Below are 26,146 nucleotides of genomic sequence, written 5' to 3' on the forward strand. Positions count from 1 at the left end.
AAATCACTATTTATTATTTAATCTATGTACAAATTTATCAAGAATATTTTTTACTAATAGATTTACTTTCTTAGCATCCTTTAACCAATTTGCAATAGGTGGACTTAAAGTATAGTATACTTTTATAAAAATTCTTCCTAACAAATGCTTAGATAAAATATCATCTCTAAATTTTCTTAGTACTAATACTTCTGTTGCGTCATAAGAGCCATATACAGCGGTAGCTATATAACATCCTGTATTTATACTTGGAGCTTCATAATCTGGCTCATATTTTTTTATATCTGATACTGTATCATTGTATAATGCAGAAAGTTCACTAGTTGTTTTCACTCTAATAAAATCTATAATCTCTTGATTCTTATCATAATTAAAACCTTTTACATACTTACGACTCGTATAAAGCTCTGTGATACATTTAAGTAAACTTTTAGCTGAGTCTAAATATATATTTCTTAAACCTTCATCTTCTCCAATTCTATAGTCCTGTAGAAAATTAGCATTATATGAAAACATTTTTTTGCATTCTTCTAAATTATCCCAATATAAACGTATATGCTCTTCAGAAGTTTGATTTGTAAAAAAATATCTTTGAGCATAGTTAAATCTTTCAATTGCAACATTGTATAATTCAGTTGTCATTATACGTTTCTGTCTAAAAAGTCTTTCAGTACTAGGATTAAATTTTACAAATAAATTCCAAGCTTTTTCTATGTAATTTAAACAGATATCTATATTTAAATCATCTAAGTCACAATATCTTATATTTGAAACAGCTTTAAAAAACAAAGAGTTGTAATCATCTGGATTAGATTCTAGAATTGTACAATAGTAATCATATGCTTGACCCCAATTACCTGAATCATACTCCAATTTAGCTAATTTTGCAAGCTTTCTATATTTATCACTTTTATACATATTAAAATCAGGAGATGATTTTTTTAGATTTATACTTTTTAAATCTATCTTTTCTCCACAGTTTATACAGAAGCAAACTTCTTTAGAATCTTCTGCCATAATGATTTCTTTACATTTAGGACACTTCACTTCCTTTTGACCCATAATATCCCCTCACATTCAATGTTTTATAGTTAATAAAATTATAGCATATATTGACATATTATGTATATTTCACACTTACCATTATTACAGCTATATATTAAATCATTTTTATAAAACTTCATGGGGTCATAAGCTATGTAATATCTTTAAAATAAAAAAGACAACCTCAATTGATTGTCTTTTAATACCTATTTCTATTTAGGTTTACGTTTCTTTGTGCTAGTTTTTGTATATGATATTCCAGTTCCAGGGATACTCAATGTAGCTGATTTTCTTCCTTTTGAATTAACAGAGACTCTAGCACCTTTAACACCAGCACTTATACCTACACTTTTCTTACCTAAATTTAATTTTACTCCACCACCTAGGTTTATGTTTTTTCTAAAATTAAATCCCACAGATACAACCTCCCTTATATATTTCAAGTAAATATACTTAAAATTATATTTGTCATATACTTGTCATCATTGGTATATCTAGTATCTATATCTTTTTATGCTTTTTCTTTTTATATACTACTCCAGCAGCTACTGCTACAGTTCCAGCTCCAGCTCCAACACCATATGTAATATTTCTACTTTTCTCTTCTTCTCTTTTTTCTAATCCATCATCATATATACCTTTTAACTTAGTCTCAATAGACTTCATTTCACTTGGTACACTAAAATCTTCTTCATTATATCCTTGATTATAGATATCTTTCTTTACTTTAGGTAACTTAACTTTACCATTATCATATCCTTCTTTAAACCAATTAGAATATTTAACATTACCTATAGTTGATGTATCAAATTTTTCTCCTTTGATAGCACTCTCAAATCCTTGAGTGTTATAATCATTCTTCAATTGCTCTTGTATTTCATCATAGGCACTATTGTAAGCATCTTTAAACTCAGAATCTATATTTTCTTCAAAAGTCATTTTCTCTTTATCTTTATTACTATCTTCGATTCCCTTAGCTTTATATTCTTCTATCTTTTTAGTCTTATATTCATTGTATCCATTCGAATATCCAGTATCATAAGCACTTTTTAAAGCTTCTTTTTCATATTTATTATTAGATTTAACACCTGTAAGTCCTAAATTATATCCAGCCTCTTCAGCTGCCTTTTCTTCTTCTTCTAATTTAGCTTTTCCTTTTTCATATCCTTCTGAGTACTTTGATTCATATGTATCACTATAATCTCCACTATAACTTGCTGAACTATAACTTCCTTTATACCCATCCTCATAACCTTGATTATATCCTTTTTCTCCAACAGATTTCTTTTGCTTTTCTTCATTATTAACCGAAGTTGTTGTTGTTCCAGAGCTACTTCCTCCTCCAGTATAAGGACAACCACCATTATTATGTAGATGAGCTGGATAACCACCACAATGATAGTGATAACTTCCTAATCCAGATTTATTCTTATTGTCACGATGGCCTCCAGATGAATCAGTTCTTCCTGAGTGTGCATATGAAAAGCTCCCTATACTAATCATAGTCAAACTCATTATTACAGCTATTAACTTTTTCTTAAACATAATATATTTCCCCCTAAAATATTCTATGATTTTATTATATCAGTCAATATATTATGTTTAAACCACTAAAATTCGACAAAGATAAAATCTTATCCTAAAGGTACACCTAATTCATTCATTTTAGATTTAAAGCACTTTGGTATCTTAGTTCTTACTTTAGCTTCACTTTCACTCATTATATTTGTCTTTGGTCTAAATTTAGGCTCTTCTCTAGTGCTACCATGAGTCCAAACACTACCACCTTCAAATCCATACATAGGAAAGAAATGACCACCTCTAATAGAACTCCATCCTCCATTATCTTTTATCTCGGATGTAACAGAATTTGCAGTAATTTCAGCTATCTCAGAAGCATCTAATAAATCTCCTGTTCTTTCATAAACATTTGGAATAAAACTTCCATAAGCCTGTTTAACTACCTCTTCTTTCATAATTTCCTTCATTTCTTCTCCAACTTCTGGCATAGAGGCAGCAATCTTAACTTTAGTATAAGCAACTACTTCGTCTAATGATTTAAATACCATCTAATTCACTACCTTATCTTTGATACTATTCATTTTTTCAATTTCCTCAGTCTCTTTAAGTACTCTATCTTGTAACATTTCATTTTTTAACTGACCTAACTTAACCTCAGTATTCATTAATAAAGATGCAGTTAATTCATTTTCTATTTGACCTATGTGATACATCACAGTTTCTAATTCACTAGATATATTACCATTTATTAAATTTTCTATTTCAATATTTAGTTCTATATTAGTCAACTCATCAACCAACATTTTAAGAATATCTTCTTGAGACAATGCTAAATCTGGATTTTCCATACCAGCCCATATTTTATTTAATATCTCTTCCTTAGTTTTCTTATCAGGATTTCTAACCTCTATGTACTCCTCTTTACCATTCTCATCTACAATAGGTATAATAGCTCTAACCTCATCTTGCATTAATTTATCTACTTGTATCTTATTCATATCTATCTCTCCCTTATTTTATTATTGGATATTTACACTTAATAGAAACTTTACAGTTTCCAGTAAATTTCAATATATTTACACCTCTTCTTAACCTAATCCACTTTCTATTAACAATATTAAATCTATTCTCTCCATTGTCATTTAAAACAGTATAGTACAAATTATCTATCATTATTTTCTCATTTAATTCTAATCCACTTATAACTAAACTATCTTCTTCATTATCACTGATAGTAGAATTTCTAATAGTTATATCTCCATCTTTCAAACACTCAATATCAATTACTGGGGCATATTCTTCATCTACATTAGATACATTATTTAGTTTAATTTCTCTTGTATCTTTAACAGTTATCACCTTTTGAAAGTTTTTATAAGCATAATTTGTGTATGGCTGAAACTCTATTTCTAACACGCCTTTTTTATCTTTTGTATACTTTTTTATTATTTTTCTTGCTTTAAGATAATAGATTTCTTCTATATTGTCAAAGGATATAAATGGTTTAAATTCTCTCTGCCAAAACCAATTACATATATTCTCTAAAGTATAATCATCCCACTCATAAGCCTCTCCATGTTCACTACACAAACAGAATTGTAATGTTATGGGTTCAATAGTAGTTTCATCCTCCGAGTAACAAGGATTCTTATTAAAAGTATTATCAGATTTAATTGCTTCTTCATAAGGTAACCCATATTCATTTAAAATATCATCATCACCCAATGTAACCAACTTGATGTTCATAGATTCACTTGAGATATTATCAAATAAAAACTTATCATCTAAAAATACCAACTTATCACCTTCTTTCATTTTTTTAAGTTTAAATCCGATTAAAATTATATTTGAACTTAAAAAAATAACCCCTACTCAATTAAGAGTAGGACAATTCACTATTTCTTAGATTTAACATCCTTTTCGTCTATTAATTCAGCACCTAACATAGAAGCCATTCTAACAGGGCTAACATCTTCATTTCCAACAAATGCAAATGTTACATATTCTTTATTTTCATCTGGTAAAACATCTAGTGTCATATTAAATCCAGATGGATTTTCAGCAGTAAGATTTAACTCTATACTTCTTTGTGCTTTTGCATTTGGAATAGTCATATATAAGACCATATATTCACCATCAGCAGTTTTAGCCATAACATCTGCTTCTACTACATAGTTTGGAGCAGTAGATTCCTCTTTTATTTTTATAACTTTTGCTTTTGGCAACTCTTCTAAATAAAATACTGCTACCTTATCTCCTGCATTAAAATCAGCAGTAGATATTGTTATCTCCGTATTAGAACCTGTTACAGTTGAAGTAAATTGTAATTTCTTAACTAAAGATATACCATCTTTTTCAACACTATATACAGATATACTATTAGTAACTGGTTTCACATTTTCTAAAGTAACTTTCTTAGTACCATCAGAAGTTAATAGTCTTCTTTTACCAACCTTAGTAGATTCTTCAACCATATCAGAAGCTAATAGCATTGCCAGTTGTGGCATTTGTATTACCTCTTGCTCAAGTGCTAAACTACAAGTCACGCTCCCATCAAAGGCAATGGCATTCGCACCTTTCGCTTTAGCATAAACTGATTCTGAATCCAATTTAAAGTTAAAAGCATTTAAATCTGCTGTATAAAAAAGTGGTTCTCCAGTTGTTTTATTTTTTACTATTATATTACTTGCATCTTTTATCGCAAATCTCATTATTTCATCATCCTCTCATTTTTACATAAAAATAACACTGCTATTTAACAGTGCTAGTTTGTATTTTTATTTCTTTAGACCAATGTTTCATCTTATCTGCTCCAATTTGGTATTTAAAAGACCATGCATAACCTAAGTTTTCATTATAATTCTTAAATTGAATTTTAGTCTTATAAATATTAATCAGTTGCCAATAAGTCATTTTTAATATTTCATTTATATGAATATGCCCATCTATATTTTGAACTATATTTATATAATCACATAAATGAAATGCTTCTTTTTCTCTTTTTTTTCTTTCCTTTTCTTTGAAGTGTTCAATTAACTTTCTTTCTCTCTCAGAACCAGTATTTTCAATCCATTTATCTTCATCATCTTGGAAGCTTTTTTTGTCAATACAAAACATTTCTAAAATTAAATCTGATACTAGTCCAAAATCTTCTCTGCTTATAAAAGCATTTTTCTTCTTATCTTCTGATTTGATTAAAATACCAATTTTAATATTATTCATATACTCAATATTTTTAATATCAGTTTTATATAATATAGATAAAGATTTTTTTATTTTATCACTAAGTAATTCAACTTTCTCAGAAGAGTTTTTCCTTGATGTTAACATCATTAAATCTAAGATGGGTATAGTGTCATATTTACATTTTAGTTCAAATGATTCCTCATTACATAGCTGAGAATAACTCTTCTCAAGTATTAGAAACGGGTTGACCATCTCTAAATTAGCCATATCTGAATTAATAAGCTCTTCAATAGTAGGTTGATATATAGTTCCTAGTGTTTCACCTAGTTTAATTGGAAGTCCTGTAATATAATAATTTTCTAACATTACATATCACCAAAACTTTCAGCAGATACAGTTATTACAAATCCATTATAATCAGTACTTAAATTATACATTTGATATACATTTTCTAACTTAATCTTACCTATTCCAGCTATTTCCTCATTTTGAGTTATTATATCGACTATGCAACACATCAACGCAATATCTCTTAGGCCATTTGCCGTATCTTGGCATTCATCATGACAGACAACACCAATTTCTATCTTTGTTTTTTTAACTGTCCTACTTCCCTCAGAACATGGTCTATACTCTGACATAATTATGAAAACTGATATATCTGCTTCTTTTAATACTTTTTCCACTCTTCTATTTAGAAATACCTTCTTGTTTCTAAGCTCTTTAACTGGGTTTTTTATATCAGGCATGGATAGAATATCTTCTTGGCATTCATCATTATAAATCATAAATTTAGCGAAGTCTTGATTTGACATTAGAGTTGTTCCAATATTTGAAATTAACTTGTTAGGGAAATCCATATAAACTAATAATATCTACCCCCTTAGCATTATCTTTTTAGTATCTATTATTTCATTTGTATCTTTATCTTTAGCTAATAGCAGTACTTCTAAGCCAGAATATTTAGCTAGTGTGTTAGATTGTAAGACGCACAATTTCTCATCTTGATTAATTATGTTACAATAGTTATACTGCTTCTCTAAGAGCCACTCAACACCTTGAGTATGGTCTATAGTGTATTCATTTTCTTCGCCTAGATTAATAAATTCTTCACCCATAATCTTACTAAATGGGATAATTACATTATCATTTTCAGATAACTCATTATAAGCAATATTATTTATTGTATCATCTTTTGAAATTAAAGCATCTTGTAAACATATAGCTTTAATAAGTCCATCTGAGCCTGTTTCTCTGCCATTATACTCAAAGTCATTTACCGATGTAACTCTAAATACAGTTTTACCAGTTAACATTATTCTAGTGTCAATATCTATAGTTTTAGTTATATGATTACTTCCAAAATAAAGTTGTCTTTTTGTATCTGCTACAGATGTATATTTATTATCTGCCATACCATCAGAATATAAAGTTAAGTTTTCTACTGAGAGAGGAATTTTATATGTCTGACCTTTATACTTATAATTAAAGAATTGATTACATCTTTTTATTATAAAATGCTTATATGTATCCATTTCTTTATGTTCTTTAAATATAGTCAGCCAGTAACAATTATCATAAAAAAGATAACAACCTACATCTACATTTAAATCCGATTCAACTAATAGATTTTTTTCATCTAGTGACCTTTTATCATTATTAGTTATATCATTAATTGCAACTATAGCTCTTTTAGTATCTTCTGTTATACAAACTTCATCTATATCAGTTATAGGTACTTCAATACAGGTTGGTGTTTCTTTTAAATATTTCTTAAAACTTAATCTCAGTTGTAATATTCTTTTTTCTTTAGGAGTTGAGCATCCTAGTCCAATTCTTTTTTTATAATTACTAATATAACTATTCAATTTTATCCCAACCTTTAAAACCTTTATATACATATCTTGTCTTGTATTTGGCAAGTTGCTCTCTAATTTGAACTTCTAACAAACAAAGCTTTGCTAACATATTAGCACCAGACTTAGTATTATAATCTGAGTCAGTTAACATCTGTTTTAAATTTTCTTCTCTAAGAATCTTAGGTTGAAGCCACCAAATCATCATTCCATAAGCTAATATAATTATTTCTTCTAAATTAAGGTCTGAAATTATTTCTCCTAGATATTTACTCTTAAATAAGATTTCTTCTTCTGTTTCTGTTTCAAAGGTTATTATACAGTCTTCTTCTCTAAACTCTACAATATAATCTTTATTGATTTCATACTCTTTATCTGTATATTTTCCTATTAGTTTTATTTCTGCATATTTATTATTATATTCAATAATAAATCCCAATTGGTCAATTGGAATTGTAATACAAGACTCTTCTTGTCCTATTATAGACAAATCTTTTCTACATTCATAAAAATCAAATGTAGCCTTTTGAAGATATGAATACATCATATCCTCAATTATTTCCTCTTCAAGTAATAACATCTCTTCATCATTTATTAGAGAAAGAAATTGCTTATATATCTCTTTTATTGGTGTAGCCATAACATCACCTTTAATCTTCAAATAAACTTTGTAAACCTAGTCTAGTAGCTATTAAACGTTCCTTATAATGAGAATCAAACTTACCCTTTTTATATAATTCGATTACTCTTGAGCCTAAACACTCTATTAGTCCATAGTTAGCTTTTTCAACTATATTCATAAATCTATCATTATCTAATTTTAATAATATATAATTTATGTAATCTAAATCATACCCACCTAAACCTTCATAAACATCTTTTAAACTTAAATACTCTAATATATCCTCAACAGTATAATCATCACTATCAACATCAACTATAGTTATAAGATAGTTTTCAAAATAACCTCTATGTTTGTTTGATATTTCATATAAGTCAGATAGTATAATAAATGTCTTTTCTCCCACTTTATTCATTTCAAAGACTAATCTTTCATCTCTATCTCTATATAAAACTGTTCCAGTATCTAAGTTCATTATCTCTACTTCTATTTCATCTTTGAGTTTCCTCAGTTCATTTCTTAATTCTTTATATGTTTTTTTAGAAGTTTTTATTTGTTCAACTTCCTCTGAAACATCTTTTTTTGTCTTAGCAGCCATTAAAAAATCTCCCTTCTAAATAATATTATTGTATTTTATACATTCCAAATTTAGAAGCAACAACAACACCTAAATGCATTTTTCTTGACATGAACATCTCTATTTGTTGGTCATCTCTAGCTATTCCATCAGTATTTTCTATTATCATTGTGTCACCTTCAAATCCTAATTTGATTATCTTCTCATCATTTGGTATAACATATAAAATACTATTACTTAATGCCCATTTATCTCTTTCAGCATCATAATAGTTAGGTAATTCTATTACAGGTGTTCCACTAAAGTTTTTAACATATCCAAAATTTCTTTTGTCATCTTTATCTAAGTCAGCTCCAACACCTTCTATATTCCCTACTGCTTCTGGAGTTCCATATATAGCAACAGATTGTCCAGTAGCACCTTTTACTTTATTAACTATTTTCTTTAAGTCCTTATCTGAATAAGCAGCACTAGTCTTTAAATTAGTATGTACAGATGCGTAAGCCCCTTCCATAGTAGATGCTATTGCCTCTGCTATATGATGTTGGAATGTAGAAGATACTCTATCTACCATTTCAGACCAATCTATTCTTCCAGCTATAAATCTATCAAACTCTTCATATATAGCTATTGCTAATTTAAATGCAGATGTAGGGACTTTTTTACCTAATAGTCTTTGTCTTCTTGTACTATTTTTACCTTCAGCTATATTTGCAATTCTTAATAAGTCAGTATTTTTAACTGTAAATTCTTTTTTATTGCCTAAATCAAAGTTTTCTACATCACAAAAATCTGAAAAGGCTTCTTCAGTTAATCTATTTACTTTATCAGTTATTGTTTCAGATAATATTTGGAATATCTTATATTTATTTTCAAAGAATGTATATTGTCCCCATTTACCTCCACATATATCTATTATTTCTTTTCTTAATGCATCCTCACACTGAGCATAATTTTTTACTTTTCCGTTTAATATATCATTTGATAAATCTTTTAATGCTATTATATCTATAGCCATCTTTTTTCCACCTTTCTTTAGTCATTTTTAAAAAACTGTCTCCAGCTCGTCTATTTGTTATTACATAAAAGATACATATACTGATTCTTGTCCATTGAAACTATATAATTCTTCAACTTTTGCAACTACTGCACCTGTAGTTTTCTTTGTAAACTTATATGTATCTGCTTTAAGTTCTAATTCATCTCCAACGGCTACTACACCATCAAAATGTTTTTTAGCTAAAGTCATACATAATCCCTTATGAGGTAATCTAACTCTATCTATTTCACTTGCTTTTAATTCATAATCTCTTTCATCTAATCTTTCATCATATTGAAGTGCAACACTGTCTAAAATTCCAAATCTGCATCCTTCTGATAACTTTTCTATTTTATAACAATCATTTCCTAGCTCTGAATCGACTAAGCCACCTAATGCAACTATTGCACCATTTTCTAGTACATCACTTCCATTCTTTGCTGTTACAACATCTGGGTACTTGTCTATATCACAATTTAATATCGCTTTATCTGCCATTTTTATATCTCCTTTTTTATTTTTTCATAAAAATAAACACTACTTATTTGAGTGTTTTTTCAATATTTGTTCATATGATTTTGTATTTTTATTTTCATCTTCTAATGTAGATGAATAATTTATTTTTGCTTCTTCAACTATAAGTCCCTTATCAGAATTAAATTTCTTTGTGTTTTCTTTTAACTTAGTATAATCAAGTAAACTTAACTCTTTCCTTAAATCCTCTAAAGATAACTCTTTGTTTATAGCGGATTCTTTAAAAATCTTAACTTCATCTTCTGTTAAAGAATTAAACTCTGATATAATACTAGAAACTTCTACTTTATATTCTTCCATTTCTTTATCGGCCTTGAATTTTCTTAAAACCCCCAACTCTTCAGTTAGATTTTTTATCTCAGTTTCTTTTTCACTAAACTTTTCAAGTACTAATTCTTTTAAAGTATCCTCTTTAGAAAAAGTTTCTATAACTTCTCCTTCTTTTTTCTCTCTCCATTCTTCTATATATGATTTTCTGTTTTCATAATCTAAAACAACATCATCTCCATCTATAGAATATGGTACACCATAATAATTACAATAATTTATATTATCTTCTAATATAGCTATTTTTTCTTCAGGTAGAATAGTTTTTAAATAATATTCTCTTGCTGTGTATTTACCTCCCCAATAAGGGTCTTCAACCTCAACCATCTTATTTTTTAATTGACTATTAATAGAAATATCTATATCTTCTATTGATAATAAATCATTTTTCTTTTTATCCAATACATTTTCCTCCTTCCCTTTAAATGAATGCATTTCTTTACAAATATCATAAATTGCTTTTTTATATTTTGAAAAATTACTATATGTATTTATAGATGCTCCCTCAATTCCAGGAACAACATCATCTCCTAAAATAGTAATTCCTAAAAAACTAAATTTTTTAATATTATAATATCCATCAGCTTTATCAACTTCTCCATCTTCAACTGCTATTTCCATACTTACACTTTTTGATTTTGACTCTGTCAATAATTGATATGCTGAATTAGAATAGTGTTTCCATATAAGTCCTGTACAGTTCAGATATGTCTTTCCATCTTCTTCTGTATAAGTTATTTCTGTATTATTTGGAATCACACCAAGCGGTCTTTCTAAGAATTTATATTCTATAGAATAACCATCATCATCCTTTACAACTTTAGTTATCATATTATGCTCGTCAAAATCTACTGCATTTTCTTCTTCGTCATATTTTATGTATCCAAGTATTGGTATATCTGATAAAGTTGATTCTGCTTCATTTATAGTTGACAAATCAAACTTAGTTTTATTTAAATTTTTACCTTCATGTAAAATTTTTAGTTTTACATTTAATTTTCTATCATCTTCTTCATTAGAAAATGTCTCAAATCCACATGGAATACTAACTACTTTCAACGTCTCACCTCCTTAAATAAACATTACATCGCTAAAACTTATATCTTTAAAATCTGCCTTATTAAAATTAAGTATCTCATCAGGCTTATTTTCAAATAAATAAAATGATTCTTCACCACATTTATTTTCATTAATAAAAGTAAATCCTTTTTTCATTAATTCGTCTTTTTTATCACTCGTAAATGCAATAATAAATCTTTTATTATTTGTTTTCATCTTTTCTATCTGTTTTATTTCCATTTGTACCACCATCACCTTTGTCTTCATTAGTAGGTCTTCCAGCATCATTATTTGAAAATGTATATGAAGCTTGTTTAACTGGCAACAAATCATCTATTTCCATTAGTTGTTCTGCTTTATATAAATTAGCAATTTCAATTGGTTCTTTTCCAGTACTAGCTAAATATACTAGCCTACTATCTCCTACACTATTTATATTTTCTCTAAGTTGTTGTGATATCTTAGATTGGTTAAAATGAGTTGTACCAACAAAGTAAAGTTGGAATGCTTTAGATGAGTTCTTTTTATTTAATTCATAATTTATCCATGTCTCTATTTCATTTTGAATTCTCATTGGTATTAAACTATCTGCTATAACACCATCTGCAATAGATTCTGTATTTATTTTATCTGAATTAAAAAGTGCTGTGTTAATTCCAGCATTATCAAATATAAATTCTTTTGCTTCTTTAACATAATCATTAATCTTTGATTTTCCATCACTTAGATTAATCCCCTCCATATCTAGTGGAGTTACTGCTACAGATGTCCCTGCTGGTAAATTGGATTTTATATCATGGTAGTATGCACTTAATAAATCAAAAGCAACTAATGGTTCATCATTTTTACCATAAGGTACTTTTCCATGTATTAGCTTAATACTTTCAATAATTGCATTAGAACCCTTTAAATCTTTCATATCTTCAAGCTCTAAAATATCATCAAATAAAAAGCTAAAAAATGGTATTCCTTTTGTGGAATCAATATCTATGTTGAATGCTACAGCATTATCACTTAATTCATAATACTTATTTTCTATTAAGTCTTCTTTTTTTAATCTTCCATCATTTAATTTTTTATATGCGTCTTGAACTTCTACTGGAAATGCTGATAAAGTTCTTCTACTTATTTTCCTTAAATCAATGCCATACCTTAATACTCCATTTACTTTGGATGTTATTGTGCAATAAGAAGCTGGTATTTGTTGCATCATTATACATTTTGAATCTTCAATTTTATATAAGTATATTTCCCCTTGCTCTAATACTTTTTCAGTTATCCAAGGACAAATATGTTTAAGTTGATATTTTTTTAGAAATGTAGCTGACTTAAAAAAAGAGTTGATATAATCATCTTTATCTTTGAATTTAGAAATATTTGCTGGTATTATATAATGGTCAAATGTATTCATGGTTGAAATCATATTTAGAATTCTTTTATATGTACCAGATGTTTCTTTAAGTAAAAGACTTACCTTTTGTAGTAATTCTACGTTTTTGTAAGGGTCTATCATAGCTTTTCTTACTTGGTCTCTACTTATATTTCTTATCTTGTACATTTCATTTGACAGATTTATAGTATTTTCTATCATTGCATAATTTCTTTGCCTTAGTTGCTCATTTAAGTATTTTATTTGGTCTAAAGTATAATCTTTTTTATCTCCTTTGAGTTCTATTATGGTTTCCACCTCCTGACCAGAATGAAATTATTTGTCCATTTTCTTTACTATTTCTCTTTTTTAATTCTATATCCAGTAAATTTGCTAGATAATTTCCATATGCTAAAGAAGAATATCTGTCTTTTCGTGCTTTCCCTTTTTCTTTAACTTTAAGCCACTTTTGACCATCATTTTTAACAGTTTCTAAGTTAATTAATTCGTTTACAAGTAGTGTAGTTTGTTTATATGGTAATATCATTCTTGCTTGGTCTGTATAATTTTTCTTTGCATACCCAGATGTACTACTTAACATATCATTTGCTTCTACATCATTTATAGGTAATTTTATTCTATTTTTTAGAAATACATCCAGTAAACCAATTATACAATCATGATTTATTTGTCCATATGCCTTAATCTCAAATATAACTGGATAATTCTCTTTCGTAATAAAATTATTATGTAAATGATTTGTATTAGTGTGAGAAAATGCATTATATTCTTTATTTCTAGCATCATCATAATTAACTCTAAGTAAATCAGATAAAACACTTTGCCCTACTCCTTGAGTGTCTATAACTAAGAAATCTGCTTCAAAATCAAAGAACAATTGCTTTAATCTTATTGCTTGTTTATCTGGCTTCATACCATTATGAGATTCTATATGAACAACCATTCTTTCATAATAATCTTTCTCGGGCAATAATCTCCAGCATGTATATACTGAGTTATCATTATTGTCTCCTTCTGCGATAGCAATGTCAGCAGAAATTATCCTTAGTTCACCTTTTCTTTTTTGTAGATTACACTTTATTTTTCCGTTTTTAGCAGATAACACTTCCAAATCTGTTGGAGGATAAAATGGATTTTTTAATGTCCTACATGGATTTACATAAGATGATTTAAATATTGCATCTTCATTTTCTCCAAAGAAAAGTGATTCCATTTCCATAATCCAAGAAACAGCATCCATTTCTCTTTTCATTTCATCTGCTCTTTCCTTCTGAACCTCCCATGACTAAAGTCACAGAGTTCCTGCTTCATAGAATTTCGCATACTAAAATATGTCTTACCAATTCTCCACAGGCTATCCCCGTAGTTCCTACGGTTCTTACATACGTTATCTATTTTAAACTGTTATTAGTCTTAATCCTTCTTTTAGTATATTTATACTTGCATTTATATCTCTATCGTGAGTTACATTACAACAAGGACAAATCCATTCTCTTATATTTAAATTCTTCATTTCCTCTTTTTTGTACCCACATTTATTGCATATTTGTGAACTTGCAAAGAATTTACCTACCTTTACAATTTGTCTACCATACCAATTAGCCTTGTATTCTAATTGACGAACAAATTCTGACCATGACACATCAGAAATAGAAAGAGATAGTTTACTATTTCTAGTCATATTCTTTACTTGTAAATCCTCTATGCAAATAATATCATTCTCTCTTATTAATTTAGTAGATAGTTTTTGTAGAAAATCCTTCCTTTGATTAGCTATATGTTCTTGAAGTCTTGCGACTTTTAATCTTGCCTTATTTCTATTTAAACTACCAATTGTTTTTCTCGATAATTCTCTTTGTAATTTAGCAAGTTTGTTTAATGACTTCTGAAGATATTTAGGATTTTCTATAAATTGTCCACAACTTGAGATACAAAATTCTTTAATTCCTAAATCTAAACCTATCTGACTATTAGTATTTTCAAATGCTTTAATATCTATATCAGTACAGCATAATGATACATAATATTTACCACTTGGTTCTTTGGATATAGTAGCATTAAGTATTCTCCCTTGAGGTACTTGTTTATCCCTTACTTTAACCATACCAAGTTTAGGTAATTTTATATATTGACCAAGGTGCATAATATTTCCATTTGTAAAGTTAGTTCTATATGAAAACCTATTAGTTTTCTTTGATTTAAATTTAGGAAATCCTGTATTTTCTTTAAAGAATTTTTTATATGCGTTTTCTAAATCTTTTAAGGTGTTTTGTAGTGAAAATTTGTCAGGTTCTTTAAGCCACTCTAACTCTCTTTTTAAATTGGTCAAATCAGAACTGCACTGTTTATAAGTAAAAGTTTCTTTATCATTTTCATAAACTTCTATTTTTTTAGCAAGATATTTATTATATACAAATCTACAACATCCAAAAGTTTTGTTAATTAACTCTTGCTGTTTTTTATTTGGATACATTCTAAACTTATATGCTTTTTCCACTGCTATCACCTCACTTTACTTGTTTTTTATGATTATGTTAATACTCGATATCCATATTTTACACACCATACTATATGGTATTTATACATATCTGAGCTACTTCAAATTTTACTCACCCATCCTAATATTAACAAGGTAAATTTTTTTAAACAAGTATTTTGAAGGTTTTTATATTTATTTTTAAATAACATATGTAAGAACCGTAAGTCCTAACTTTTATCATTTTTGAGGTTGTCGTTCGCATAAGTTCGCTACTACCTATGCAGTTCTCTTATGAACTTCTTACACTTTCATGTAAGCACAGACTATATCTTATCCTTCGGCGTTATCCGTTAAGGTCTACCCACTTCCACTACCAATAGCTTGTAGTGTACTTCCCTCAAGAGGAATAGTCGTTGAAGTTTCTCCTATTCGGAGCTTACCTGCTGATTGCCCATTTTAAAGTACTTAGGGTTTAACCTTATACTATCTAACCAATTTTTTCTACTTTCGTAACTTTCACACTTAGGTTTATTTCATCCTTGTGTTTTAGTTTGGTTAGCTTTAGGGGTTTCCAGCAATTCAGGTAGTATTGGATAGGTTATATCCTATCTCTACATATAAGTTTCCCTATATGCTGACTATTTTAGCTACTAACTCACGACTAAAGTCACAAGTGTGCGTAGCTATTTTTTAATCAAGTATCCCATGATGAAGAGAAAGTTTATAATTACAATTAAGTACAAATTTATCTCTACCATCTATCATATCTTTCACATACAATTTAAATTTATCATATGCTTCATGCATCCTAAACCATGCACTACTTAAGTACAATTCTTTATTAGGTTCTGGAGGATAATCTTCATATTTTCCATCTTTTTTAAACTTCAAATTTCTACTTACATTTAGAAATGGTTTAAGAATTCTATCTTGTATCTCTTTTTTTACCAATCTAAACTCATCTACAATAAGAATATTGAAACGGAAACCTCTTGATTGCTCATTTGAGACTATAGCTTCTATAGTACTTCCATTGTGAAATGTTACTTTAGAAAATTTATTATTATATTCTATCTTTTTAATCTCTCTAGCTAACATAGGAGATTGTTTTACTAATTCTTTTTCTATTTTTTCTCTTATAATAAGTTCTGCCTGCGATTTAGTAAATGCAGCTATACCAATTTTAGAATTTGGGTATAAAACAGCCCTACAACATGCATATACGGCAGCAATCCAACTCTTTGCAAATCCTCTAGCACATATAAGCATTGCATAGTTAACTTTGTCAAACATATATATTAAAATGCTTTGAACTAAATACAAATTGAGTCCAAAATAATCTATACAAAATCTATGAGGATTTTCTCTATAGAACTTAGTCCATTCAATTATACCTTCTTCAAAAGCTTTAGTTTTATCTGAATTAATCTCATGATTATCTAACTTTCTAGTTTTAGTTGTCATTTGGATTGTCCTCACTGGCTAAGTCAAATACTTTTCTCATTTGCCCTATAAACCACTTATTAATATATGTTTTTATTTTATCTACATCTTTAAATTGCTCTGAAGGCTCTCCTATAGGTCTATAATTCTCTATCTTATCAATCCATGTACCCCATGTAATAGTTTCATTTTCCGCTAAACTTGCTTCTTGAATAGGCTTTATATTTGCATCATTCATAAGTTTTGATATTAAGGTATTCATTTTCTCAAATCCTGTAGCATCACCATTTCTTAGTGCCTCATCACTTCTTAATAAACATTTAGATATTTGTTCTAATAGCATCTTTTCAGCAGGTCTTTTACATTGATATGCAGTAGAAAACTCATTAAACTTATTTTCTAAGAACATATAATCTTCTTCTCTTAGCCCAGCTCCCCATCTTTCAACCATATCATTGTTTATTTTTACTTCATTTGCTTCAAAAGCACAATTAATCTTATCTTCTATAGAATTATCAATTGATGTCTTTCCTCGATATCTTGAATTTCGATTAATAATCTTCATATATTCATCAATAAAATCTTCAATTTTTTTATTTCTCAATTCACTTGCTAACTTATCATCAAAATAAATATCAAAATTAAGACATGTATGTTTTAATGCTTTTATATTGCTATTATATTTATTTTCTAGTCTATCAAAGATGTTTTTAAAACATTCTTTGCACACAGGTAATCTTCCACTATCTAAATATATATAACTATAACTTTTCCAGAAATATCTTTCTTCATATTTTTCTTGTTTACAGCAAGAACATTTTTTCTTATTTACTGCCATATATTATTATCACCACCATAAAAAAAACCACTAGAGAATTAACTCCCTAGTGGTTAATAGGGAGATTCAGTTCAATTAAGAGCTGAGATAAGTCTACAACTATAAACTTAACTCAGCTCTTAATAAATAGTTTATAGTTTACTTAAATTTATATTATAAGTACACAATCTTCCATTTTCATTAAATATCATAAATTTTTGCATTGCATATGAACTTAATCTTAGATTTTTAGCGTATGTATCTGTTCCGCAGAAACTTCCATTTACACATATTTCACTTTCTCCAAAACTATCTTCTTTACAATTATGTAGATGAGCCATGAAGATATAATCAGGAATGACTTTTATTAGAGATGTAAGCTTAGGAATTGCAGTTGATATTTTATCTTTATCTCCATGGACTCCTAGACATGTATTTCCACATATTTTGGCTATTATTATATCATTGTCTTGTACATTGTTTTGAAATATAACATTATTTATATTATTAATTCTTAATTTTATGTATTCATCTATTAATAGTGTAAAATTATCTTTATCTAAATTTTCATCTTTCTTTGGAAGAACTCTATCATGATTTCCTCCTACTGAATAAACTACAACTTCATCAATTCTCTGAGATAGCTCATATATAAAGTCACTGATTATTTCAGATACTTCTATAATTTGTTCAACTATATTCTCTCTATTTTCTAATCTTATAGAATTATGTATATGACCAGAAATTAAGTCTCCAAGTAGCATTATATGCAATCTCTTAATTTTATGAAGTTCACAATATTCTACAATCCTACTTTTCAAATAATTTATTCGTACTTTAAATATTTTAGTATTATATCTATTAAATGAATTAATTACTTCCAATCCATAATGAATATCAGAAATAAGAATAATAGCTTCTTGATTTAAAGGCTCATATCTTTTGTAATTATAAGTTTCTAAAAGTGGCTTATAATGTGATTTCTCATTTATTTTTTTATTAAATAAATTAATTATACTATCTAGCCTTGAATATTCCCTTATTTTTCTATTAACTAAAGCTCTTTCATCAGATATTTGTACTCTAATCTTTTTTAATTCTAATATCTTTTCTTCTATATCATTTAACTTTTCTTCATTAAAATATTTTGGAATGTTTGAATTAATATAATCATGTGCCTCTTTTAAACCATATGAGATTTTTCTACAATGATCTGGTGAACATTCTAAACCCAATAGTTCAACTATTTCACCCCAATCTAAATCTACTTCTTTATTAACTTTTGCTAGTCTAATTCTGAATCTATAATCTTCTAATGTCTCTTTTTCTTTTCTCTTTAATATATCTTCCATATTTAATATCTCCCTATTTTATTAAATAAATATCATTATCAATATATTAGTAAAAAAATAAATAGTCTAAGATACTAATCTTAGACTATTGTTTCACTTAATCTAATTGTTATATTTAAATCTGTATCACCAGCATATTTATCTAAAATATCACTAAGTAATACTTCATGATCTCCGTCTTTTAAATGTTCTACAATCTTTATTGTTCCATCTTCTTCTTTTACTATTTCACATTTTTCTAAAACAGTTCCTTTATTATTTTTCATAAATATCTTCCTTAAATTTATTTTTTATATGTTTTCATTATAAAATCTACTGGGAATTATTTATTTCCCAGGGTTTAAATCAATTATAAAAATGATTTAAATTAAGGAGCTAGATAAGCCTCTAACTCCTATTATATTAAGTATATATAGTACTATACATTATTTTACTGCATCTTTTAAGGATTTAACTGCTTTTAATTTAGGTATTATCTTATCTTCTGATTTCCAAAGCTTTTTAGTTCCATTTTCAAGGGTTATTTCACCCTCTCTACCTTTTTGTACCTTAGTTAAATATTTTACTCCCATAAGAGTCAACTCATCACCGCTTTTTAATACTTCATTTCTTTTTTCTTCTATCACATCAAGTATTTCTCTTGCTTTTATCTGTGATATCTCTAGCCCATCTGCTATTATTTTTATAAATTCTTTAGTCTTCATATTTCCAATCTCCCTTTTTCATGTAATTTTCATTTGATAATAAGAGGTCTTATTTTTATCCCCTTACACTATTAATATGTTTTAAACAAGCATTTTCTTAACCACTTTTCCCCACCAACTAGTTGCAATTCTTACAGTTTGACCTATATCCTTTTTTCCCATTCTTATCGAATTTAGATAATAATTTGATTTCCCCACATCTGCTACACTTCTTGTACTTTCCTTTGCAAACAGACATATAATAGTAATTTTCTTCATACTCTTTTTCATAAGTACTAATTATTTTATTTACTATTTTATCAATTTGTTTGCTTACTGCTGGAGAAGTTATATTCATAATATCAGAAATATACTCCAAAGATTTATCTCTCCTATACATGCTTAATATATCTATTTGTATTTTAGTAAATTCAATCTTGGAAATAATGTTATTTAAATCCATAACAATACATGATAAATCATCCTGTAAATCATTTCCTTTCTGAACTCTTAAAAGTTCTTTGACATGGGTTTTATCAAACATATTTAAATAATTCCAATCAGGGTTACCAGAGTCTTTTAATGGTGCCTTCCAAACAATAGGTCTTTCTATTGAATTTTTAGCATCAATCATGTCATTTTTTAATAATTTCAAATTCTTTCTAACTACCCTTTTTATCTTCAAGTCTTCCTTATTTAATTCTCTATATCCTAGTTCCTTATATTTGCTTTTATACCATTCATAAGTATCTGAATACATTTTTAACATAGGATATTTTTTAATATCTTTAGATTTTATTTTAATATCTTTTATTTTTTTATAGTTTTTGGGTATCTGGAAAATTGCAAATGAATTATCTTCTTTGAGTTCATCTTTATTTGAAGCTTTTGAATATGTATTTTCACCATTGACTGTAGCTATTTTATTTAGAAGAGCCTCTTCTTGACATGCTCTTTTGAAAAGTTCTTTTGAATTGTACATTTTTATTTTAGTTTCTTTACTTTTATCATCTACTGCTAATATGTAACTAGCTAATATTTCTAAGCTTTTAGCTATATTTGATGTTGAATATGTGCTATCATTTTTATTTAATATTAATTTAACTTTAGAAGTATCATTATTGTTATAATCCCATGTTCCTTCGCTACTACTAAATGGATTAACTGCACCTACATATTCAGTTGGACTTATATCTTTTAATTTACACCACTTAATAAATCTCTTATACTCCATTGCTACTTCTTCACCATTTTTGTCTACATAATATATACCATCTTTATTTAAAGGGCTATCTGAAGTTTGTTCAAATATTTCTTCCCAAAATTCATTATTAAACTGTTTTTTCTCTTGATACTTTACTTTTGTAATAACCTCTTCGTTTCTTTTTGAAACAGAATTATAGTATTTATCTGTATAATTTCTACTTACTTCTTCAAACCAAGTATGTTTAATTTCTAATATTTCTTCTACATACGTAATTCTATCTTCACAATCACCTATACTATAATCCAAATTCTTTATGTAATCTTGAACATATCTACCATTTATATTTTCATAAAAATTGTTATTATTGTACATTAAAAAGATTATATCTCCCTTCCTTGTAATCTGTCATTATAATTTGTATCATCATAATCCCATAACTCATCTTTGAAATCTTCTTTGTGTTTTCTATTAATTATTTCATATGAAGATCTTTGGCTTAATTCATAGTATCTATCTATTTCACCTTCATATTCTTCATCAAAAATCTGATATGTATTTCTATGTATACTTGTTTTTTCTATCTCACATAAATCTTCTAAGTATATTACCTTTAATTCTTCTTTTTCCATATTTCACCTTTATCTTGCTAACAATATTAAATGTTATTATCTATAAGTAACATTTTTATGCCAGTTTTTTGTATTTTAGTCACATTTCTATGCCACCTATAAATTTTATTTTTCAGCTGTTTTTACTGAACTTTTTCAATTTTTTAAGGTTTATTACCTCTTATATCTTAGAAACTTATTTAGAAAAAGCATAAATTAATTGCTCTTTTAGCAATGTTTAAATTATTACCTCTCCAAACAACATAAGGATTTATAATAAAGTAATCCATACTTTTATAAGTTCCTTCTACTATTACATATTTAAAAACATAAAACCTATTTTCATCTAACTTTATATAAAATTTTAGCAATTCTTTTTTAAATCTATTCATGTCTTGTTTTATTGTACTAACATTTAATAATTCACAAATTGTGTGTAAACTCATTTTTTCTAATTTTGATATATCTAATTCATTTGGATTTAAACATAATATATTACTTTCGAAATGTATATATGGTATGAGTTGATATATATAGCTTAATTGTTTATGTTGTCTTGGAGTGCTGTGTTCATAGAGGAACCTACTTGTGTTTATATATATTCTTGTATAGTCTTTATCTTTAAATTTAGAAATGCCTTTTGTAAAATACTCTGTACTTATATAAAATTTTCCATTACTTTCATATAATAAATTGTTTTTCTTTACATCTGTTAGAAACTCTCTAAATGCTCTGTCTTTAAGATTTAATATTTCTCTCATATTCTTTCTATCTATAGGGACTATTTCTTTATATTTAGAATATTTCACTAATAAGTTTTCTTCTCCTGTATTGTAATTTAAATATGTTGTAAGATATATTAATCTACTGATATTTGCTCTACTTATACTTATTTCATTAAATAACAATTCATTTTTCACATAAGCACAGAATACAAAGCCCCCTAGCTTAAAATTGTGAGATGGTAATTCTTTTTTATTATTCATAATAGCTTTTTGTTCTGGTGTAAAACATACTTTTCTTTTGTTAATCTCAACTATTTCGCCTCTTTTCATTCCTCGATGTTCCACTATTTCTCCAGTTCTATTGTCTGTTACAATTACACTTTTTACAAATTCATTACCTTTATTTATAAGTATCACACCCTTCCTCTTTATTTATTAATCTAATACAATGTTTATATAAAACTATGTTAAAATTATTATAAATTAAAGCTTTATGAATAATAATATCTTTGTTTATAGTATATTTTCATTATAACATATAAACTCTCCGTTCTCAAGTGTCTTGTTAAATATCTACTCCTTAAATTAAAGAGCAGATATTTGTCATTAATCTGGCATATTATTAAATATATTTTTAATAATTGGATTTTCTTTTTTTATAATTTTCTCTTCTGTAATTGAAATTTCTTTATTATCTTTAAATGTACTATTGCCTAAACATTGTTTTAATAATTTATTTTCTTCTAATAAATTTTTCCATTCTAATATAATTCTTTCTAAAGCTGTGTTTCTACTACTTATTTTTCTATCATTCTGATATCTTTCTATTTCATCAAATATATCTTCTTCCAAATAAAAGCTAGATGATTTCTTCATATTTATATCACTCCTAGAATTGTTCGATACCCACTTCAAATAAGCCTTTAGAAGTTGCCATTTGAGCATCTTCAGATACTTTAAATCTATTATCAAATTTCATATGCAATGCAGTACCACCAGATACATATACATCCATTTCATCAATGTTCTTCCATTTAGAGGCAATTCTTTGAGCAGTGCTTTCAGAAGCCATTATATAAGCAACCTTTTTAAGTTCATCATAATCATTAGAACTATCTATTTCATTAAGTTCTCTTATTATGCCTCTATCCTTTAGTTGCTTCTGAACCATTGTTAATGCATCTTGATTTCCAGCTTCTAATGTATCAGATAGTTTATCGTTAAATACAAAACCTTTTTCAAAGAAAGACATTTCAGTACTTCTAAAACCTATAGAAACCATACCCACAGCTTTATCTTCATTTACTTTTCCTTCTAATGTATGAAATAGTGCAGCATCTCCTTCTCTAAAAATTGATATATCAGATATTTTTATTTCTTTGTGTCCACCTTTTATTTTATCTTTTACTTTAAATGTTTTACCTTTATATGTATCTATTACTTCTTTTAATGTAGTTTTTCTAAATGATTTATATGGAACACCCATCATTATTTTTACTTCATCGGCTACAGCTATTTCATTAAGAGCGGCTGCAACTAATATTCTCATTGTAAAAGATGTTTTTGAATCATCAGAATTTCTAATAGGAGTTATACTTTCTTTTTCTGCTAGAGATCCTACAAAGTAACTAACACTTTCAAAATCTATATATATAGGGTCTGTATATTTTTCAAAATCTATATTTCTGCCATCACCAAATACAGATTTAAATAAACATTCTTTAACCATACCATTATACTTACTAAATCCTTTTACATAACCTCTTCCTATATCTAACCCTATAACTTGGTAATTTTCTTCCATTTTAATTCCTCCTAAGTAAATATTTGCTAATTATATTATATCATATAATTAATTAATATTTGAATTAATTATAAACAAAAATTCAACTATAAATTGACATTTTTTGTTTTTAAGTTTAAATTAGAACTTATTTTAATTCATTTTTAGTTTAAATATACACTATTACATTTACATAAACTTTTATTAGTTTATATTTAACTTGTTTTTAGTTTAAATATAGTTTATTTTTTTCATAGTATTTAAGTCTATTTTTCATGATTATTTACAATGTAATAGTAAACTTTTAATACTCTTTTGAAATTCATTTTCTTACAGACAATACTTTGATATAATAGAGTAAATTATCCTGTATATCTAAAGTTATTACTTATAATATTATTTTTATTTATTCTAGTAGTTTTTATAATAATCAATACATACATTTTTATTTTATATTTTCTATATTAAAACTTAATTTTAGAATAAGAAGTTTCAATAAAAAGATTTTATGTGTTTTAATTTTGCATGAAATCTATGGAGTCATTTATTCTGTAAAGTCGTCTGTAATTTATATAAATATTTAAATGTGGAAATGAAAGAACTAGTCGAAAATTTTCACTGACAACACAAAGCCTTTCCTAAAAATACCCCTATGCTATTTTTACTTTACTTTATTAATTAAAATCATATAAATATTATTTTTTTTAATAAAATATTACTTTTCACTAAACTTTTAAGTACTACTATTATATATAGCATAAAACAAACTATTCTATGCCATTTTTATATATACCAGCATTTCCAAGATTTACAATAACATATTCTATATTTTTGTCAGCAATACGTCAGTTAATAATATAATTTATGATATATTTTAGTACATACCATTGTATAATTAAACGTTTTACTTTTTATAATTATTTTTTTCAGTCACTTATAAATTTTTAATTATGGATAGGTAAGCCTTTTAAATAAACATGATAAACAATATTTTTTAATGAGTAGAATTTTTATGATATTACAAGGATTGAAGTTGCAAATATGATAAGAAAAAACAAAAAAATAACTTTATTTTCCATTTTTATATTGACTTTAGTCATCACGATGTATATAATATAATTATAGGAGGTGATGAGATGTCACAAAAACTTGAAAAGTTCGCCAAGATACTTGACGAACTTAACAACTTAATCGAGAAGCTTAATAAAATGGTTACCTCAACTATTAAACTTCTTGTTAAAATAGTTGCATTAATAACATTATTAAACAAACTATTTTAATTCTTTACTAGAAGGTAGTTCAGACCTACCTTCTAGTAACTAAATTATATCATTTTTGTGACTAATTATACAATGAAAAATAAAATATTGAAACTTTTTCTAAATATTACAAAGTTATTAATAAAAATTATATTTTTAATATTAATTATATATATATTCATTAAAATAAATAAATAATAAAGGAGTTTTTAAAATGGATAATAAAAGAAAATTAAACATGTCGTTTTCAAAAAGTGGTTCAGGCTCAATGTATACAAGGATAAGTTTACCTATTACATGGATTCGTGATATGGGATTAACTCAAGAGGACAAAACTGTTGTAGTTGAATATGACGAACACAATCAAACTATAACAATTAAAAAATATGATGAGTTTGCAGACAACGAACTTTAATTATTAAGGTAGTGGATTGTATAATCTACTACCTTTTTTAGTTGTTTTAACATTTAGAACAACTCTACCATAATACTTTCTGTAATTCAACTTGCAATATTATAGTAGCTAATGGTATAATAAACTTGTACCAAAATTTAACAGAAAGGAGGTACAATAATGTGGGTAAGCATAGTAGACGTATCAACAAAGTTTTATTGTTAAAGAATGTTCTTATTAT

At 26.9% G+C, this 26,146-nt stretch carries 31 protein-coding genes; 2 read left to right on the forward strand and 29 right to left on the reverse strand.

The window, feature by feature from the left end; translation table 11 throughout:
* Positions 1 to 6: 6 nt before the first annotated feature.
* From ACTG45_RS20780 to ACTG45_RS20920, 29 genes are all read right to left on the reverse strand, one after another.
* Positions 7 to 1,062 carry a CFI-box-CTERM domain-containing protein gene (locus ACTG45_RS20780; protein ID WP_479920330.1) on the reverse strand — a complete coding sequence of 352 codons (1,056 nt, stop codon included), beginning with the start codon at positions 1,060 to 1,062 and terminating at the stop codon, positions 7 to 9.
* A 194-nt stretch (positions 1,063 to 1,256) separates the two neighbouring features.
* Positions 1,257 to 1,460, reverse strand: a complete 204-nt coding sequence (locus tag ACTG45_RS20785; RefSeq protein ID WP_479920331.1) for a DUF4236 domain-containing protein — start codon at positions 1,458 to 1,460, stop codon at positions 1,257 to 1,259.
* An 85-nt stretch (positions 1,461 to 1,545) separates the two neighbouring features.
* Positions 1,546 to 2,589 carry a YHYH domain-containing protein gene (locus ACTG45_RS20790; protein WP_479920332.1) on the reverse strand — a complete coding sequence of 348 codons (1,044 nt, stop codon included), beginning with the start codon at positions 2,587 to 2,589 and terminating at the stop codon, positions 1,546 to 1,548.
* An 89-nt stretch (positions 2,590 to 2,678) separates the two neighbouring features.
* On the reverse strand, positions 2,679 to 3,113 hold the full coding sequence (locus tag ACTG45_RS20795) for a hypothetical protein (RefSeq protein ID WP_479920333.1): 435 nt from the start codon (positions 3,111 to 3,113) through the stop codon (positions 2,679 to 2,681).
* Positions 3,114 to 3,563, reverse strand: coding sequence for a hypothetical protein (locus ACTG45_RS20800; protein ID WP_479920334.1), 450 nt, complete (start codon positions 3,561 to 3,563; stop codon positions 3,114 to 3,116). It lies immediately after the preceding gene.
* A gap of 13 nt (positions 3,564 to 3,576) precedes the next feature.
* Positions 3,577 to 4,362, reverse strand: coding sequence for a phage tail domain-containing protein (locus ACTG45_RS20805; protein WP_044212497.1), 786 nt, complete (start codon positions 4,360 to 4,362; stop codon positions 3,577 to 3,579).
* A 98-nt stretch (positions 4,363 to 4,460) separates the two neighbouring features.
* On the reverse strand, positions 4,461 to 5,276 hold the full coding sequence (locus ACTG45_RS20810; RefSeq protein WP_021383072.1) for a hypothetical protein: 816 nt from the start codon (positions 5,274 to 5,276) through the stop codon (positions 4,461 to 4,463).
* 40 nt (positions 5,277 to 5,316) lie between these two features.
* Complete coding sequence (locus ACTG45_RS20815) at positions 5,317 to 6,117, reverse strand: hypothetical protein (protein ID WP_021383097.1); 801 nt, start codon at positions 6,115 to 6,117, stop codon at positions 5,317 to 5,319.
* Positions 6,117 to 6,566: a hypothetical protein gene (locus ACTG45_RS20820; protein ID WP_234781083.1), complete on the reverse strand. Its 450-nt coding sequence runs from the start codon at positions 6,564 to 6,566 to the stop codon at positions 6,117 to 6,119. Before ACTG45_RS20820 ends, ACTG45_RS20815 begins: the two co-directional genes overlap by 1 nt.
* Before the next feature lie 60 nt (positions 6,567 to 6,626).
* Entirely contained in the window at positions 6,627 to 7,619 is a 993-nt protein-coding gene (locus tag ACTG45_RS20825) for a hypothetical protein (protein WP_021383105.1), read from the reverse strand.
* Complete coding sequence (locus ACTG45_RS20830) at positions 7,612 to 8,247, reverse strand: hypothetical protein (protein WP_021383120.1); 636 nt, start codon at positions 8,245 to 8,247, stop codon at positions 7,612 to 7,614. Before ACTG45_RS20830 ends, ACTG45_RS20825 begins: the two co-directional genes overlap by 8 nt.
* Positions 8,248 to 8,257: 10 nt before the next feature.
* Positions 8,258 to 8,827, reverse strand: coding sequence for a hypothetical protein (locus tag ACTG45_RS20835; RefSeq protein WP_021383078.1), 570 nt, complete (start codon positions 8,825 to 8,827; stop codon positions 8,258 to 8,260).
* Between the two features lie 25 nt (positions 8,828 to 8,852).
* Entirely contained in the window at positions 8,853 to 9,824 is a 972-nt protein-coding gene (locus tag ACTG45_RS20840; protein WP_021383027.1) for a hypothetical protein, read from the reverse strand.
* A gap of 60 nt (positions 9,825 to 9,884) precedes the next feature.
* Entirely contained in the window at positions 9,885 to 10,343 is a 459-nt protein-coding gene (locus tag ACTG45_RS20845; protein WP_479918861.1) for a hypothetical protein, read from the reverse strand.
* A 39-nt stretch (positions 10,344 to 10,382) separates the two neighbouring features.
* Entirely contained in the window at positions 10,383 to 11,765 is a 1,383-nt protein-coding gene (locus tag ACTG45_RS20850; protein ID WP_021383059.1) for a hypothetical protein, read from the reverse strand.
* A gap of 12 nt (positions 11,766 to 11,777) precedes the next feature.
* A complete protein-coding gene (locus ACTG45_RS20855) occupies positions 11,778 to 12,005 on the reverse strand; it encodes a hypothetical protein (protein WP_236877256.1) in 228 nt (75 codons plus the stop codon).
* Positions 11,968 to 13,452: a hypothetical protein gene (locus tag ACTG45_RS20860; RefSeq protein WP_479920335.1), complete on the reverse strand. Its 1,485-nt coding sequence runs from the start codon at positions 13,450 to 13,452 to the stop codon at positions 11,968 to 11,970. The genes ACTG45_RS20855 and ACTG45_RS20860 overlap by 38 nt, the downstream gene beginning before the upstream one ends.
* Positions 13,421 to 14,407 (reverse strand): terminase-like family protein, encoded by a 987-nt coding sequence (locus ACTG45_RS20865; RefSeq protein WP_021383019.1) that lies wholly within the window; start codon positions 14,405 to 14,407, stop codon positions 13,421 to 13,423. Before ACTG45_RS20865 ends, ACTG45_RS20860 begins: the two co-directional genes overlap by 32 nt.
* 144 nt (positions 14,408 to 14,551) lie before the next feature.
* Positions 14,552 to 15,661, reverse strand: coding sequence for an IS200/IS605 family element RNA-guided endonuclease TnpB (tnpB, locus tag ACTG45_RS20870; protein ID WP_479920336.1), 1,110 nt, complete (start codon positions 15,659 to 15,661; stop codon positions 14,552 to 14,554).
* Between the two features lie 663 nt (positions 15,662 to 16,324).
* Positions 16,325 to 17,098 (reverse strand): terminase large subunit domain-containing protein, encoded by a 774-nt coding sequence (locus ACTG45_RS20875; protein WP_021383135.1) that lies wholly within the window; start codon positions 17,096 to 17,098, stop codon positions 16,325 to 16,327.
* Positions 17,088 to 17,915, reverse strand: coding sequence for a hypothetical protein (locus tag ACTG45_RS20880; protein WP_021383133.1), 828 nt, complete (start codon positions 17,913 to 17,915; stop codon positions 17,088 to 17,090). Before ACTG45_RS20880 ends, ACTG45_RS20875 begins: the two co-directional genes overlap by 11 nt.
* A 131-nt stretch (positions 17,916 to 18,046) precedes the next feature.
* Positions 18,047 to 19,246: a metallophosphoesterase family protein gene (locus ACTG45_RS20885; protein ID WP_167640917.1), complete on the reverse strand. Its 1,200-nt coding sequence runs from the start codon at positions 19,244 to 19,246 to the stop codon at positions 18,047 to 18,049.
* An 80-nt stretch (positions 19,247 to 19,326) separates the two neighbouring features.
* The gene (locus ACTG45_RS20890; RefSeq protein ID WP_021383067.1) at positions 19,327 to 19,512 is read right to left on the reverse strand and encodes a hypothetical protein; all 186 of its coding nucleotides are present in this window, start codon (positions 19,510 to 19,512) and stop codon (positions 19,327 to 19,329) included.
* A 159-nt stretch (positions 19,513 to 19,671) separates the two neighbouring features.
* Positions 19,672 to 19,950, reverse strand: a complete 279-nt coding sequence (locus ACTG45_RS20895) for an HU family DNA-binding protein (protein ID WP_021383106.1) — start codon at positions 19,948 to 19,950, stop codon at positions 19,672 to 19,674.
* A gap of 118 nt (positions 19,951 to 20,068) precedes the next feature.
* Complete coding sequence (locus ACTG45_RS20900) at positions 20,069 to 21,508, reverse strand: hypothetical protein (RefSeq protein WP_479918866.1); 1,440 nt, start codon at positions 21,506 to 21,508, stop codon at positions 20,069 to 20,071.
* Positions 21,509 to 21,516: 8 nt separating this feature from the next.
* On the reverse strand, positions 21,517 to 21,765 hold the full coding sequence (locus ACTG45_RS20905; RefSeq protein WP_223153133.1) for a hypothetical protein: 249 nt from the start codon (positions 21,763 to 21,765) through the stop codon (positions 21,517 to 21,519).
* Positions 21,766 to 21,944: 179 nt separating this feature from the next.
* Entirely contained in the window at positions 21,945 to 22,886 is a 942-nt protein-coding gene (locus ACTG45_RS20910; protein WP_223153134.1) for a hypothetical protein, read from the reverse strand.
* A gap of 189 nt (positions 22,887 to 23,075) precedes the next feature.
* Positions 23,076 to 23,345 (reverse strand): hypothetical protein, encoded by a 270-nt coding sequence (locus ACTG45_RS20915; RefSeq protein WP_021383071.1) that lies wholly within the window; start codon positions 23,343 to 23,345, stop codon positions 23,076 to 23,078.
* A 13-nt stretch (positions 23,346 to 23,358) separates the two neighbouring features.
* A complete protein-coding gene (locus ACTG45_RS20920; protein WP_021383103.1) occupies positions 23,359 to 24,273 on the reverse strand; it encodes a ParM/StbA family protein in 915 nt (304 codons plus the stop codon).
* 1,115 nt (positions 24,274 to 25,388) lie between these two features.
* Between ACTG45_RS20920 and ACTG45_RS20925 the strand changes: the two genes are divergently transcribed.
* Together ACTG45_RS20925 and ACTG45_RS20930 are read left to right on the forward strand one after the other, a co-directional pair.
* Entirely contained in the window at positions 25,389 to 25,532 is a 144-nt protein-coding gene (locus tag ACTG45_RS20925; protein WP_227831932.1) for a hypothetical protein, read from the forward strand.
* Positions 25,533 to 25,725: 193 nt separating this feature from the next.
* The gene (locus tag ACTG45_RS20930) at positions 25,726 to 25,926 is read left to right on the forward strand and encodes an AbrB/MazE/SpoVT family DNA-binding domain-containing protein (protein ID WP_479920337.1); all 201 of its coding nucleotides are present in this window, start codon (positions 25,726 to 25,728) and stop codon (positions 25,924 to 25,926) included.
* Positions 25,927 to 26,146: the final 220 nt, after the last annotated feature.

This window comes from Clostridioides sp. LIBA-7602, assembly GCF_056688945.1.

Bases quoted from the DNA above. Each gene is read 5' to 3' on its own strand.
- ACTG45_RS20915 (WP_021383071.1), bottom strand. From the start codon at position 23,345: ATGAAGAAATCATCTAGCTTTTATTTGGAAGAAGATATATTTGATGAA.
- ACTG45_RS20845 (WP_479918861.1), bottom strand. From the start codon at position 10,343: ATGGCAGATAAAGCGATATTAAATTGTGATATAGACAAGTACCCAGAT.
- ACTG45_RS20885 (WP_167640917.1), bottom strand. From the start codon at position 19,246: ATGGAAGATATATTAAAGAGAAAAGAAAAAGAGACATTAGAAGATTAT.
- ACTG45_RS20875 (WP_021383135.1), bottom strand. From the start codon at position 17,098: ATGACAACTAAAACTAGAAAGTTAGATAATCATGAGATTAATTCAGAT.
- ACTG45_RS20880 (WP_021383133.1), bottom strand. From the start codon at position 17,915: ATGGCAGTAAATAAGAAAAAATGTTCTTGCTGTAAACAAGAAAAATAT.
- ACTG45_RS20795 (WP_479920333.1), bottom strand. From the start codon at position 3,113: ATGGTATTTAAATCATTAGACGAAGTAGTTGCTTATACTAAAGTTAAG.
- ACTG45_RS20820 (WP_234781083.1), bottom strand. From the start codon at position 6,566: ATGTCAAATCAAGACTTCGCTAAATTTATGATTTATAATGATGAATGC.
- ACTG45_RS20930 (WP_479920337.1), top strand. From the start codon at position 25,726: ATGGATAATAAAAGAAAATTAAACATGTCGTTTTCAAAAAGTGGTTCA.
- ACTG45_RS20925 (WP_227831932.1), top strand. From the start codon at position 25,389: ATGTCACAAAAACTTGAAAAGTTCGCCAAGATACTTGACGAACTTAAC.
- ACTG45_RS20835 (WP_021383078.1), bottom strand. From the start codon at position 8,827: ATGGCTGCTAAGACAAAAAAAGATGTTTCAGAGGAAGTTGAACAAATA.
- ACTG45_RS20900 (WP_479918866.1), bottom strand. From the start codon at position 21,508: ATGTACAATAATAACAATTTTTATGAAAATATAAATGGTAGATATGTT.
- ACTG45_RS20790 (WP_479920332.1), bottom strand. From the start codon at position 2,589: ATGTTTAAGAAAAAGTTAATAGCTGTAATAATGAGTTTGACTATGATT.
- ACTG45_RS20830 (WP_021383120.1), bottom strand. From the start codon at position 8,247: ATGGCTACACCAATAAAAGAGATATATAAGCAATTTCTTTCTCTAATA.
- ACTG45_RS20815 (WP_021383097.1), bottom strand. From the start codon at position 6,117: ATGTTAGAAAATTATTATATTACAGGACTTCCAATTAAACTAGGTGAA.
- ACTG45_RS20865 (WP_021383019.1), bottom strand. From the start codon at position 14,407: ATGAAAAGAGAAATGGATGCTGTTTCTTGGATTATGGAAATGGAATCA.
- ACTG45_RS20855 (WP_236877256.1), bottom strand. From the start codon at position 12,005: ATGGAAATAAAACAGATAGAAAAGATGAAAACAAATAATAAAAGATTT.
- ACTG45_RS20895 (WP_021383106.1), bottom strand. From the start codon at position 19,950: ATGAAGACTAAAGAATTTATAAAAATAATAGCAGATGGGCTAGAGATA.
- ACTG45_RS20780 (WP_479920330.1), bottom strand. From the start codon at position 1,062: ATGGGTCAAAAGGAAGTGAAGTGTCCTAAATGTAAAGAAATCATTATG.
- ACTG45_RS20810 (WP_021383072.1), bottom strand. From the start codon at position 5,276: ATGAGATTTGCGATAAAAGATGCAAGTAATATAATAGTAAAAAATAAA.
- ACTG45_RS20920 (WP_021383103.1), bottom strand. From the start codon at position 24,273: ATGGAAGAAAATTACCAAGTTATAGGGTTAGATATAGGAAGAGGTTAT.
- ACTG45_RS20800 (WP_479920334.1), bottom strand. From the start codon at position 3,563: ATGAATAAGATACAAGTAGATAAATTAATGCAAGATGAGGTTAGAGCT.
- ACTG45_RS20840 (WP_021383027.1), bottom strand. From the start codon at position 9,824: ATGGCTATAGATATAATAGCATTAAAAGATTTATCAAATGATATATTA.
- ACTG45_RS20890 (WP_021383067.1), bottom strand. From the start codon at position 19,512: ATGAAAAATAATAAAGGAACTGTTTTAGAAAAATGTGAAATAGTAAAA.
- ACTG45_RS20905 (WP_223153133.1), bottom strand. From the start codon at position 21,765: ATGGAAAAAGAAGAATTAAAGGTAATATACTTAGAAGATTTATGTGAG.